Below are 13,365 nucleotides of genomic sequence, written 5' to 3' on the forward strand. Positions count from 1 at the left end.
ACCCGATGAAGCCGAAGCTTGAAGACGCCGCCCGCAGGGGCACCCAGGCGATCGAACGCGCCATCGCGGTGCTGCGCGCGTTCGAGCGGTCGACGACGCTCTCCCCCACCGAGGTGGCGCAGCGGCTTCACCTGCCGGTCAGCACCGCCCATCGCATCGTCCGCGCCCTGCACGCGGCGGGCATGCTCGGCCAGGATCCGGTGACCGAGCGCTACCACCTCGGGATCACCACCGCCACGCTGGGCCGCCTCGCCCTGGAACGCCTCGGCGCGACCACGATGCTCCCCGAACTCGAGGCCCTGCGCGACCTGACCGGGGAGGCCGTCAACCTGGGGGTGCGCATCGGCGACGAGGTGGCCGTGCTGCTCCAGGTCCCCTCAAGACAGCCGCTCCGCTACGAGCAGGAGCCCGGCCAGCGCAACCCGATCCACGTGTGCGCGATGGGCAAGGCCCTGCTCGCCTTCGGGGATCCGAGGGTGGGCATGGAGGAGCCCTTCGCCCGCTACACCGACACCACGATCACCACCCGGGCCGGCCTGGAGACCGAACTCGACCGCGTACGCGCCCGGGGTGCGGCCGTCAACTTCGAGGAGCGCGTCGCCGGGGTCCGGGCCGTGGCCGTCCCGGTCCGCGACGGCCACGGCAACGTGCTGGCCGCACTCGCCATCCAGGGCCCGGCGGTACGGCTGGGTGACGACCGGCTCCCGGAGCTGACCGCCCGGCTCACCGCCACCGCCCGACGACTCGGCTCCTTCGGCCACGACCTCCAGGTCCCCGCACCCGCGCACGCCTCCGCGAGCGGCTCGTGAACACCCCGCACGCCTCCTTTCGCGGCTCGTGAAACGCCTCCCGGGTTTCCCCGCGCCCGCCTGCCGCGTCTTTCCGCCGGGTCACGGGTGCGCGGCGGGGCGTCGAGGTGACGGCCCCGGGACCGTACGGCACGAGCCCACCCGGCACGGCACAACACGACGCGGCACGGCACGGCACGGCCCACGCGGGCGAATGTCCCGAATGCCGATTTTAATGAAAGTTAATGAGAAAAAATCCATAAGAAGTAAAATAACCGAGACTCGCCGACCATCTCCTCACACCGATCACCCCACGCGTTAACCGTGGCCGCAATCTGCCACTCCACCTGCATCCGAGGTCTTGCGCCCCTGCCGTGAACAATGATTAGGTCACTTACATGAAGGGCGTGCCAACATATACGGCGATTGAAATTCAGGGCGAATTAGCCGTGACTCGTCCACGACGACCCTCCTCCAGCCCCTGATCGCCAGACCGACCTCAACCACTTGATCAAGGGTGACGAGGCATTCTCGTAACATCTTCCACCATCACTCATCGACACCCCCCGATATTGGACCGTTCCATACACCGGGAACGGCCGGTGACGGCACGAATGCCGCCTAGCGTCCCCCGACGTCGAGGACCTCTTTCTCGATCGACGCATCACCGAAGACCACGCGTTTATCCGCGAGAACTCTCACGTGATCGCCGGGAGTTCGATTCACCGTCTCCGAGCTCCCATTCAGGCACGAACATTTGGGAGTTCTCGACCTCGAGTCATTTGGAGGCCCCTCCATGACGAGTTCGCTTTCCGATGTCCAGAGTTCCTTTCCCGAGCCGACGGCTCCCGAGCCGGCGACCGGTGAAGGTTCTCGTTCAGCCACACCGGGCCTCACCGCGGCCTTCGACCCCGAGCGTTTCCACGACGGCGCCATGGACATCGTCGGCCGTCTGACGACGTATCTGGGCGACCGGTCGGTCCGGGGACTCGACCTCCTCGATCCCGCGGTGCTGCTGAAGGCCGCGCGCGAGCTGATGACCCGGGAACGGCGGCGCATCGCCGACTTCGACGCCGAGCGGGTGAACCAGATCGTCGACCTGTACACGGGGACCGGCATCCCCGTCTACTCACCCGGCTACATGGGACGGCAGTTCTCCGGCGTGGTGCCGCTGGCCAGCCTCATCGACCTGGTCGGCTCGGTGGTCAACCAGCCCTCCTCCTTCTACGAGGCCGGGCAGCTCCCCAGCGTCGCCGAGCGGCTCATGGCCGAGGAGCTCAACGGGTTCATCGGCTGGGACCGTGACCGGTTCGCCATGGTGACGACCTCGGGGGGTTCCCTCGCCAACCTGACCGCGCTGCTCGCCGCCCGCAACCGCGCCTTCCCGCAGATCTGGACCCGCGGCGCGGGCGCCCTGCCCGGTCCCCCGGCCATCGCGGTCAGTGAGGAGGCCCACTACAGCGTGACCCGGGCGGCAGGAGTTCTCGGCATCGGAGAAGGACAGATCATCCGTCTCCCCGTCGATCAGGCCGGGCGGATCCGCCCGGAGCTGGCCGGTCCGGCGCTGGACGAGGCCTACCGGCGCGGTCTGCGGCCGTTCTGCCTGGTGGCCTCGGCCGGGACCACCTCGGTGGGCGCCTTCGACCCGCTGGAGGAGCTCGCCGCCGTGGCGCGTCGTCACAGGCTCTGGCTCCACGTGGACGGGGCACACGGGGCGAGCCTGTTGCTGTCGGACCGGCACAGGCACCGGCTGCGCGGCATCGAGCAGGCCGACTCCCTGACCTGGGACGCCCACAAGATGCTGTTCATGCCGTCGCCGTGCACGCTGCTCTTCTACCGCGACGGCGCGGCGGCGCGCGGCGCGTTCCGGCAGCGGGCCAGCTACGTCTTCGACGAGGAGCCCGACGTCTACAGCGCCTACGACAGCGCGGACAAGAACCTCGAGTGCACGAAACGCCCGATGATCATGCCGCTCTGGACGGTCTGGTCGGTCTACGGCCCGGCGCTGTTCGCACAGCGGATCGACCGGCTGTGCGAGGTGACCCGGCAGGCGCACCGGATGCTCGCCGCCGAACCGGACTTCGCCGTGGCGCACGAGCCGGAGTCCAACATCCTGTGCTTCCGATACCTGCCGGACGACCTGGAACCGGCGATCGCGCATCGGCTGCAACTGGAGATCCGCAACCGGATCCGGGGCGGCGGGCGCTTCTTCATCTCCAAGGTCGACATCGACAAGGTGGCGGCGCTGCGCGTGGTGGTGATGAACCACCTGATCGACGCGGGCCACCTGACCATGCTCATCGACGAGATCAGGGACATCGGGCAACGGGTGCTGCGTGCGAGCGCCACGACCCGCGACGACCAGCGGAACAGGAGCCATTCATGACCATGACGGATGTGGACCTCGCCACCTCGGCGGAGCTGGCGGCACGACTGATCCCCGAGGAGGAGCTGCGGCCCCGCTCGGTGGACGACGTCATCCGGCTGCCGTCGTTCGCGGGGAAGCTGGAGGAGTGCGGGCGGCTCACCGGAGCCCCGTACTGCGAGTCCCCGCTCGACCTGCAGAACGCGCTGGTGTTCCGCCGGCTTCAGCAGCTCGTCGGCATCGCCCTGCTCAACCCGCTGTGGCGCGAGCGGCTGCACTACTTCGGGATCCGCGACGCCCCCGCCGACATGTCCGAGTGGGAGCGGATCCCCCTCTCGGACAAGACCGTGCAGCGCGACATGTTCATGGGCGCGCGGGCCGGGATGGTCGTGCCGCTCGACCGCGGCGGGTTCGAGGTGGTGGCCAGCGGCGGCACCGGTGACGGCATGCCCCTGGAGATCGTGTACTCCCTGCGGGAGCTGCGCGACACCTACCGCATCTCCGGGGCGTTCATGGGCGCCTACCAGCTCGGCCGCTATCTGCGCGGTCCCGCGCCGCGCTGGCTGTTCACCACGCTGGCCGACTACCAGATGTGGAGCAGCGGGACCATGGTCGGCGGCGTCCTGTCCCACGTCCCCGAGGTCAACTACATCGGTGCGGGTCCGGTGAGCGCGCCGGTGCTGGAGCACATGTTCTCCTACCCTGGCCACAAGGCGCTGATGGGCATCACCGCGGGCATCGCGCTCCTGCCCGAGCTGGGCGCGGGTCTGTCCCCGCAGGCCAGGGCGAGCTTCCGGGTCGCGATGTACGGCAGCGGCTCCCTGCCCCAGCGCAAGCGCGACGAGTTGCAGGCGTTCTTCCCCAACGTGTCGATCCTCAGCTACTTCGCCGCGACCCAGGCCGAGTGCGTCGGGCTCCAGCTCGACCACGCCTCGCCGGCGCTCTCCGCCGTGCCGGGACTGCACCTGGTGGAGATCGTGGACGAGCAGGGTCGTGCCGTCGCCGAGGGCGAGGAGGGTGAGCTGGTCGTCACCCGGCTGCACTCCGACGAGACGCCGCTGCTCCGACTCAAGCTCGGCGACCGGATGATCCGCCGCCCCGCCCTGGACGGACCTGGGCTGCGCACCGAGCGGTTCGAGTTCGCCGGGCGCACCGCCGACGTGCTGCACCTCAACGACAGCCAGTACTCGGCGACGCTCGCGTACGCGGCCCTGCGCGCGCGGCTGCGCTCGACGACCGGTGTCGACCTGGACCTGGTCGCGCACGAGGTCCAGTTCCACAACCACCGCGAGGACCGGACCCTCACCCTGCTGGTCGCGGTGGACGACGCCGAGGGGACGGCCGCCGCCGTCGAGCACGCCCTCGGCCCGAGCGGGACGCGGCAGCTGTTCACCCAGGCTCTGCCGAGCTCCCTGTCGCTCTTCAACGACCGGGAGGCGACCGCGGCGGCGATCGAGCAGACCGGATACGGGTTCCGGCTGGTGTTCGTGCCCCGCTCCTCACCACAGATCGAGCGGACCACCGTCGGCAAGACGCCGCTGGTCAGGGACCGGGGCTGAGCACGTGGCGACCCGCAGACCCCAATGACATCCGACAAGGGAGGATCGATGCAAGACAGGATCAGCATCGTCGTGATGGTCGACGCCGTCGGGGCGTTGTCCGACCGGACGCTGCACAACGGCAATATCTCGCTCATCGACGACAGCGCGGCGGGAAGCAGGCACAAGGGGACCCCCGACCTCGTCACGGTGGTCGCCCCGGGGCAGATCGTCCAGTGGACGCCCATCCACGTGGACGTGCAGACGCCGGTCGAGATCCAGGCCATCGAGTTCCTGTCCGGTGCCCCGGCCGCGCCCGCGGCCGGCCAGGCCGCGTCACCGCACCCGGTGGGCCACTCCGCCGTTCCGGCACCCGGTGTCGTGTCCGGGGCGGCGGTCGACGCCATGGGCTCCAACGGATACGAGAACCACGACCTGCTCGTGTGGGAGGGCGTCGTGCCCTACGACATGACACCCGGTGTCCCGTACCGCTACCGGCTCTCCGTCAGGCTCCACGAAGGACCCAACAGCGTGTTGTCCATCGACTCGCCCGCGCTGCTGCGCGTGTGAGCCACGTTTCGCGAAAGGCGGTCTCATGGCCCAGCAACACGGGATCATCGTGCTCTTCGACGTCGAGAACGCGCTCAAGACGCGGTCGCTCGACGGCAACACGTACTGGTTCGACAACATGAAGCTGTTCGGCTCGACCGGGGTGGGCACCGAGCGGCTGGTGACGATCGTGCCCGGCACCCATTTCCTCGACGGGTCGCAGGCGACCGAGCAGGTGCTCAACTGGTTGCCCGCGGCGCTGGGTTCGATCCCGCCGACGGTGCCGCGCAACTACCTCGCCGAACAGGAACGCGCCGATGACCAGCGCACGCTGAACGAGCTCGCCTCGCTCAACGCCGAGGGTGGCGTGAGCGAGGGCGATCTCAAGCGGCTGCAGCGGCGGGTCGGCAAGCACGCGGAAAAGCGCGGTGGCGGGCGCGGTCTCACCGACGCCAAGCTGCTGGACGTCACCGGCAAGACCACCAGCGGCTCCGGCGCCTACAACTACCCGGCCCCGGTGATCACCGACATCACCGGCCAGGCCGTGAGCGAGAAGATCATGTATCCGGCCCAGTACGGGTCCCCCGACATGATCTACGACGGCTGGTACTGGGCCGCGACCGTGGACACGAGCCGGCCCGGGGTCTATCCGTACACGATGCACATCCAGCTGCACGAGCTGGTCGAGCGGGGCGGCGAGATGGTCTGGGAGTCCGTGGACCTGACCTGCGAGTCCAGCCTCAAGATCATCAACGATCCGAAGCGCAACGGGTTCACCGGTGCCGGACTGGGCGTGCTCCCCCTGCCGCCCGTCCCCGCCGCCGGCTGACCCGTCCGAGTCGGAACACCTTCGAGCGGAGGAACCACATGCCCCCGAGGAACAAGCAGCCGGAAAGCCGGACCGCCAAGCCCACCCGGCCCGTGACGATCACCGCGGTGGTCGACCCCGTGGCCGCGCTGGCGTCGGAGAACCTCGACGACAACCTCTACATCTACGACACCAACAAGACCGCGGGATCCACCGGTTTCGGCACCCCCGCGCTGCACAGCCGGGTACGCAAGGGCGACACCCTGCTGTGGAACGTGATCCCGCTGGAGTGCGAGACCTACGTCTCCCTCGCCGGCATCGAGATCGACCCGCGGGTCGCCGAACCCACGCAGAAGGTGTATCCCGGCACCGACATCGTGTTCTGGACCGCCGAGGTGAAGCAGGACCTCACCGAACCGGTCCCGTACCGGCTCTCGTTCCTGCTCGGCACCGTCAGCACGCCGTTCACCGCCACCGCCCGACCGGCCCTGGCCGGTCCCGTCACCGAGGAAAAGGAGGGCCGATGAGCCAGGCGTACGCGGCCACCGACTTCACCGATCGTGGCCAGCTCAACTCCGTCCAGCTGAACGTGGTGACCCTCGTCGACATGGAGAGGGCCGCCGCGACGAAGTCCCTGGACGGCTGCCTCTACATGATGGACAACAGCGTCGGCGGGGTCGGGCAGGGCACCGACCACCTGGAGACCATCTGCAAGCAGGGGCAGGTGGTCAACTGGATCATCCGCCCCATCGACATGCACCGCCGCGCGAACGGCACCTGGCCGCCGATGCCGAAGATCAACAACTTGGTCTTCCTCGACATCGAGAAGGGTGACGAGGACGACGTCGCCGAACGCCGGATCATGACCGAGCTCAAAGTCTACGGCGCCCCCGACCGGATGCGCGACCAGTACACCGCCGTCTACTACTACTGGGCCGGGGCGGTGATGAGCGAAGCCCGGCCGGGCCTCTACCGCTACCGGTTCGTCCTGGAGCTGGAGAAGGAGCACGGCACCGACAAGCTGTACCTGAACTCGCCTCGCTACCCCGCCCTGCGGGTCCTGCCCGTCTGACCGTCCCGCGGGGTCGCGAGCGCGACGTGAGCCCGTGAGAGCACCGGCGAGCGCAGGTGGGAGGTCATGGTCGCCGGACGGCGGCCATGACCGGCGGGTGCGGGACACGCGAGATCCTCGCGGCCTTTCCTACTGGGAAGGCCGTCCCCGGGGAGATACGCTCGATCGGAGATCGGCCCGTGTCCCGTGTCCCGTTCGGCCCGCGTGATCGAGGCTGTGATCAAGACGATGCCCGGCCGCGCGACGAACGGAGCCGCCATGACGACCACCATCACCGTGATCGGCGGCCCCACGGCCCTGCTGGAGCTCGGCGGGCTGCGCATTCTCACCGATCCGACCTTCGATCCGCCGGGTGACCACCCCGTCGGGCCGCTCACGCTCACCAAGACCGTCGGCCCGGCTCTCTCCCCCGCCGACGTCGGCCGGGTGGACCTGGTGCTGCTCAGTCACGACCAGCATCCCGACAACCTGGACAGACTGGGCCGTCAGGTGATGTCCGCGGCGCCGCTGACCCTGAGCACGCCCGAGGCCGCCGAGCGCACCGGGGTCACCCCGCTGCGCCCCTGGCAGCACCACGAGGTCGGCCGCCTCCGCGTCACCGCCGTTCCCGCCCTGCACGGCCCGCCGGGATGCGAGCCCTTCGTCGGTCAGGTCACCGGCTTCGTGCTCACCGGCGACGGGCTGCCCACCGTCTACGTCAGCGGGGACAACGCCTCGCTGGAGTGCGTGGAGCTCATCGCCGGACGGTTTCCCGCCGTCGACGTCGCCCTGCTGTTCGGCGGCGCCGTTCGCACGCCCATGATCGACGACCGGCTCACCCTGAACGCCACCGAGATGGTGACCGCCGCGCGCCTGCTGGAAGCCCGGCAGGTCGTGCCGCTCCACGTCGAGGGCTGGACCCACTTCACCGAGAACCGGGCGGACGTCTTCGCCGCCTTCTCCGAGGCCGGTCTCGGCCACCTGCTCGTCTCCCCCGCCCCCGGACGATCGGTCCCGCTGGGCCTGCCCGAGGGACGATCATCCCGAGTGCGGTAGGCGATCCCGCGGTGCGATGAGACGAACCGGTCGGCAGTGCCCGGCGGCTCGCCCAACGGCGACGCCACGACGAACCGACCCGCGGGCCCCGACAGCTCACCCAACGGCAGGCCACGACGAACCACCCGCGGAGCCGGACAGCTCGCCCAATGGCGACGCCACGACGAGCCGACCGGCGGAACCCGGCGGCGATGCCGGATGACCGGCAGAAATAAACCTCTGCCTCGCCCGGTTGCCGCCTACATGGCTGATGACGACATCCGCGGGACGGCCCGCGGCTCTTCCGAGGTGCCCCTGTCGATCCTGGAGCTGGCGACCGTCGGTTCCGGCGTGACACCCACCGAGACCCTGCGAGCGAGCACCGAGCTGGCCAGGCGTGCGGAGGAGTGGGGCTATCACCGGATCTGGGTGGCCGAGCACCACGGCATGCCGTCCGTGGCCAGTTCCTCGCCCGCCGTGTTGATCGCCCATCTCGCCGCCGCGACCAGGAGCATCCGGCTGGGGTCCGGTGGCGTCATGCTGCCCAACCACGCCCCGCTCGTCGTCGCCGAGCAGTTCGGCACCCTGCACGCGCTGCACCCGGGCCGCATCGACCTCGGGCTCGGCCGGGCCCCCGGCACCGACCCCGCCACGGCGAGGGCCCTGCGCGGGCGGCACGGTCTGGACGCCGACGACTTCCCCGAGCAGCTGGCCGAGCTGACGGCCTTCCTGGACGGCGCGTTCCCGCACGGCCACCCCCTGGAGCGGGTCGTCGCGGTGCCCCGCTCCCCCGAGTCGGGCCGCCCGCCGATCTGGCTGCTCGGTTCCAGCGGCTTCAGCGCGCGGCTCGCCGGGAGGCTCGGCCTGCCGTTCGCGTTCGCGCACCACTTCAGCGGCGAGAACACCATCCCCGCCCTGGACCTGTACCGGTCGTCCTTCGAACCCTCCGCCGTCCTCGACCGGCCGTACGCGATGATCGGCGTCTCCGCGGTCGCCGCCGACGCCCCCGAGCAGGCACTGCGCCTGGCCCGCTCCGGCGGGCTGTCCATGCTGCGGCTGCGGCGCGGCGCCCCGCAGCCGATCCCCACGCCCGAGGAGGCGGAGAACCACCCGTACAGCCCGATGGAGCGCGACTTCCTCGACGACTATCTGTCCAAGCTGGTGCTGGGGGACGCCGCCGGAGTACGGCAGGGGCTGGAGGATCTTCGCAAGCGCACCGAGGCCGACGAGTTGATGATCACCACGATGGTCCACGACTCCGCCGCCCGGATCCGCTCCTACGAGCTCATCGCGCAGGCGTACGACCTCACCGGCGGCTCCTGATCGGACTGCCGCGGAGCATGCGCATCTCCGGATTTCGGGTATATGCGCCGGTAAAGACCTCAATCTCCACCGAAACTGCACAGAGGACCGTTACGCTCCGGGCATGATCAGATCGAGATGGGTGAGCCTGCTGGTCTGGCCGGCGGTGCTGCCCTTCGCGGCCTGGGCGTTACTCAGGGCCGGCGGCTGGACCCCGGTCTGGCAGTGGGTCGCCCTGGTGGCGTTCACGCCGTACGTGGCGGCGGCCTCGGTGATCCCGCTGCTCCTCGCCCTGGGCCTGCGCCGCTGGGCGGCCGCGGTCCTCGCGCTGGTCACGAGCGCGACGCTGGCGACGATCGTGCTCCCCCGCCACTTCGGCGACGACGACCAGCCCGCAGCCGACGGAGGTCGGCTCCGGGTGCTCGCCGCGAACCTCGCCGTCGGCGCGGGCGACACCGAGGCCCTGATGAGGCTGGTGGGCTCCCTCGGCCCCGACGTACTCGCCCTCCAGGAGGTCACCCCGGCCGCGCGCGACCGTCTGGAGGCGGCCGGGCTGCGCCGTCGCATGCCCCACGTCGTGGACCGCGCGGTCGACGGGGTGGGGGGCTCGGGCATCTACTCCAGGCACCCCATCACCGAGAGACCGCTGCTCGCGCTGGGCGGGTTCCGGCAGGCGCGAGGGGTGATCAAACACCCGAGCGGCCACGAGATCGAGGTCGTCTCGGTCCACCCCTGCGCGCCCCGGTACGGCGGCAGGGTGCCGTGCTGGGAGCAGGGACTGCGGGCGCTGCCCAGGGCGGGCGGCGAGCTGCGGGTGCTCGCCGGAGACTTCAACGCCACCCTCGACCACCGGCCGGTACGCGATCTGCTCGACAGCGGTTACCGCGACGTGGCCGACGTCACCGGGCACGGCCTGACGCCCACCTGGCCGCGGCAGGGCTGGAACGTCCCCGGTGTGACGATCGACCACGTGCTCGCCGACTCACGCATGGCGATCAGGACCTTCGGCGTCCACCACCTCCCGAACACCGATCATCGTCCGGTCTTCGCCGAACTGGGCCTGCCCCGCTTCACCAAGCGCTGACCTTTGCCCGACTCGCCAGGCCGGGGTCCGACGGGTCCGTCCGCACCGAGCGGCACCGGCGCGGACCGGCGATCCTCTCCGGCGAGGATCGCCGGTCCTGCAGGAGCGGCCCGCCCCATGGACGCCGCTCCCGGCCGATCCGCCAGGAGCGGCGATCCTCATGGACCGCCGAGCGGGGACCGGGTGGTCGCGGCCCTCCTCGAACGAGACCCGCCGAGGAACAGGAGCAGGGCGAGGACGGCGTACGGCACCGCGGCGGCGGTGAAGATCGCGGCATGGCCGACGAGCGCCGAGGCCGCGGCGTACGCGCCGTAGGCGAGGACGGCGCCCAGTTCCGTACCCAGCCCGGCCAGCGAGGTCACGGTGGCGCGTGCCGGGCCCGTGATGCTCTCCTGAAGCCGCACGTCGGCCAGCACGGTCGCCATCTGGAAGACGCAAAAGGCCACCGCGAGGGCGACGAACCCCACCGCGACGCCGCTGAACGCGCCCGCGCCGAGCGCGAGCGCCCCGAACGCGAGAAGCGCGGCGAACTCCCGGTCGGTGAAGCTCCGTCCGGCCGCCGCGAGCACGCCACCGGCCGCGACACCCACGGAGACCAGAAGCACCAGGAGCGGCACGACGTGCGTGGTGACGCCGGTGCCGACCGCGAGCAGCGGGGTGTACTCCTCCAGCGAACCCCACAGGGCCGTCACCGCCGGTACCAGCAGCAGCGCCCGGCGCGTCGGCCGGTCGGCGCGCGCCGCCCGCAGCCCCTCGCGCAGGATCGCGGCGTAGCCACCGGCCGGTGTCTCCTCCCCGCCGGCCTCCTCGCGTTCCTCCCCGGGGCGTACGCGACGCTCGGGAAAGGCGAGCGCGGCCACCGCGGCGAGTACGCACGCCAGGACACTGCCCGCGGCGACCAGCGGGTAGCCGCCGACGGCGAACACCGGGGCGGCCACGGCCATGGACAGCATGACGGCGCCCGTGCCGATCGCGCGGGCACGGCCGATGACCGCGGCGTAACGGCCGGTCGCGCCCAGACGGTCGAGTTCGGTGTAGACCAGAGCCTCCAGCGCGCCCGACTGCAGCGCTCCCGAGGCGCCCCACAGCACGAAGCCCGCGGCGAACACCCAGTAGGAGGGGGCCGCGACCCACAGGAGGAAACCGGCCGCGGCGAGCAACGGTGCCAGGGCGAGCAGCGCGCGCCGCGAGACGGCGTCGGCCCACACCCCCGAGGGGACCTCCAGCACGACGGAGGTGACCGACCAGATCGCCAGGAGCGAGGAGATCTCGGCGGTCGACAGACCCGTGTCGACGAACAGCAACGCGTAGAACGGGTAGAACAGGACGAACTCATCAAGGAAGGCGTAGACGTAGAGCGTCGCGGCGAGGCGCTTCGCACGTCCTTCGGGCGCACGGAGAAAAGAAGAAGTGGTCATGAGGTCCTTCTCGCGAGGGCTGGCGGACTTCGGGATGCTCGGCATCTCCGGAGGTCCACGGCAGCTCGCGCCGGACCGACCGATCGTTCAGGATCAATGTCGCCAGGTCATGTCACAGACCATACAGTCGCCCAGCCCGCTGTGGCCTCCCCTTTTTTTCCTCTTCAGGACGAAGCGTCACTCGGTCGTGGAGGCGGCGTCGCGAGCACGGCGGGCGGGTCCGTCTCGCCTCCGCCTTTCGGGTGCGCGGGTGTGTGCGGGAAACCCGGCGGGGCCGGTCAGAACTCGTCGTGCCCGGAGACCTGGCCGATCGGGAAGACGTGCCTGCTCGCGGCGCAGACGGTCTCCAGGACGTGGACGGGGACGTCCTCGTCGGAGTAGCCGGTGCGAAGGATGTGGACGACCCACTCCCCCGGTTCGAGCTCCAGGGTCTCGTACTCGAAGGAGGTCGGCGGGCGGGCCGTCAGGCTCTCCTCGGCGCGGCCGAAGGTGTGGCCGAGGGCGATCAGTGCCGCCTGCAGTGACGGCTTCACGAACCCCGGCTCGGCGAGGCGGGTGCCCCCGAACAGGTCCGTCCGGAAGTAGCTGGTGGCGACGCGCACCGGGATCCCGTCGGCCGTCATCATCTTCCTGCGGGCGATCACCTCGGCACCGGGTTCGACGCGCAGGCGCGCGGCCACGTGTTCACCGGCCGGTTCCGGTCCCACGTAGAGCATTCTGCGGTCGGGCGTGACGCCCTGCCTTTCCGCCTCGGCGAGGAACAGGGACGCCGAGCCTCGATCGGCGGGGTCGGTGGGCAGCGCCCGCCGCACCACGACCTTCGGCTCACGGACCGTGGGCTCCTCGGGGACCCGCGCCGCCGGCCCCTTCCTCATCTGGGAGATGCGGCCGGGGGACACGCCCAGGCGCGCCGCTATCTCCTCCAGGCTCATCCCGGAGTCACGGGCCTCGGCGATCGCCTGACGGCGCATCTTCGCCGCCTCCGCGATGAGTCCCTGCTCTTCGGCCATGAGGCGGCTCAGAACCCGCGCGCGCTCGATGGGGTCGCTCAGCCCGGAAACGTCGTGCAGCGTCTTCAGGTCCATCGGGGGCCGCCTCCTCGCGCTCGAGACCACCGGGAATTTTAGCCCCCTATTTTGGCGCGGTGACGCTGCCTCGCGCACCGAAAAGGCTGTCGGACCCGCCCGTTCACTCCGAGGAGGGGGTTCGCGGTCAATGGGCATTCTGGCCCGGTGGTTACACCATGCCGACCGTCAAATCAGTTGCCGACGCCGCTGCCGGGTGCGGAAACTGGATGGTCGCCCGCGTCACGCGGGTGGCGGTGATCCGACGGGGCACCACCTGGAGCGGTGGTACGGGAGACCGGTTGGGAGGGATGGCGCTCCGGCCTGCCCTGCCCCGGACGGCTCTCACCTGGTCAGAACACC

General features: G+C 70.5%; 12 protein-coding genes. 10 read left to right on the forward strand and 2 right to left on the reverse strand.

The features are described 5' to 3' along the window. The first annotated feature begins 5 nt into the window (after positions 1-5). The 10 genes from ACFY3D_RS36005 (at position 6) to ACFY3D_RS36050 (ending at position 10,520) form a co-directional block, all read left to right on the forward strand. Positions 6-809, forward strand: a complete 804-nt coding sequence (locus tag ACFY3D_RS36005; protein ID WP_389988353.1) for an IclR family transcriptional regulator — start codon at positions 6-8, stop codon at positions 807-809. A gap of 775 nt (positions 810-1,584) precedes the next feature. Next, a complete protein-coding gene (locus ACFY3D_RS36010; protein ID WP_389988356.1) occupies positions 1,585-3,174 on the forward strand; it encodes a pyridoxal phosphate-dependent decarboxylase family protein in 1,590 nt (529 codons plus the stop codon). Continuing rightward, positions 3,171-4,712, forward strand: coding sequence for a hypothetical protein (locus tag ACFY3D_RS36015; RefSeq protein WP_389988359.1), 1,542 nt, complete (start codon positions 3,171-3,173; stop codon positions 4,710-4,712). The genes ACFY3D_RS36010 and ACFY3D_RS36015 overlap by 4 nt, the downstream gene beginning before the upstream one ends. 48 nt (positions 4,713-4,760) lie before the next feature. Then, complete coding sequence (locus ACFY3D_RS36020) at positions 4,761-5,261, forward strand: hypothetical protein (protein WP_389988362.1); 501 nt, start codon at positions 4,761-4,763, stop codon at positions 5,259-5,261. A 25-nt stretch (positions 5,262-5,286) separates the two neighbouring features. Beyond that, complete coding sequence (locus ACFY3D_RS36025) at positions 5,287-6,069, forward strand: hypothetical protein (RefSeq protein ID WP_389988365.1); 783 nt, start codon at positions 5,287-5,289, stop codon at positions 6,067-6,069. Positions 6,070-6,107: 38 nt separating this feature from the next. Beyond that, positions 6,108-6,575: a hypothetical protein gene (locus ACFY3D_RS36030; protein ID WP_389988368.1), complete on the forward strand. Its 468-nt coding sequence runs from the start codon at positions 6,108-6,110 to the stop codon at positions 6,573-6,575. Then, positions 6,572-7,120, forward strand: coding sequence for a hypothetical protein (locus ACFY3D_RS36035; RefSeq protein WP_389988371.1), 549 nt, complete (start codon positions 6,572-6,574; stop codon positions 7,118-7,120). Before ACFY3D_RS36030 ends, ACFY3D_RS36035 begins: the two co-directional genes overlap by 4 nt. Before the next feature lie 258 nt (positions 7,121-7,378). Further along, positions 7,379-8,155, forward strand: coding sequence for an MBL fold metallo-hydrolase (locus ACFY3D_RS36040; RefSeq protein ID WP_389988374.1), 777 nt, complete (start codon positions 7,379-7,381; stop codon positions 8,153-8,155). Positions 8,156-8,398: 243 nt separating this feature from the next. Continuing rightward, entirely contained in the window at positions 8,399-9,457 is a 1,059-nt protein-coding gene (locus ACFY3D_RS36045) for an LLM class flavin-dependent oxidoreductase (RefSeq protein ID WP_389988377.1), read from the forward strand. 103 nt (positions 9,458-9,560) lie between these two features. Next, positions 9,561-10,520, forward strand: coding sequence for an endonuclease/exonuclease/phosphatase family protein (locus ACFY3D_RS36050; RefSeq protein WP_389988380.1), 960 nt, complete (start codon positions 9,561-9,563; stop codon positions 10,518-10,520). A 158-nt stretch (positions 10,521-10,678) separates the two neighbouring features. Here the strand turns inward: ACFY3D_RS36050 and ACFY3D_RS36055 are convergent, their stop codons facing one another. After that, positions 10,679-11,938, reverse strand: coding sequence for an MFS transporter (locus tag ACFY3D_RS36055; protein WP_389988383.1), 1,260 nt, complete (start codon positions 11,936-11,938; stop codon positions 10,679-10,681). Between the two features lie 278 nt (positions 11,939-12,216). Further along, positions 12,217-13,023 (reverse strand): UTRA domain-containing protein, encoded by an 807-nt coding sequence (locus ACFY3D_RS36060; protein WP_389988386.1) that lies wholly within the window; start codon positions 13,021-13,023, stop codon positions 12,217-12,219. Positions 13,024-13,365: the final 342 nt, after the last annotated feature.

This window comes from Streptosporangium sp. NPDC000509, assembly GCF_042898365.1.
Classification (GTDB): Bacteria; Actinomycetota; Actinomycetes; order Streptosporangiales; family Streptosporangiaceae; genus Streptosporangium.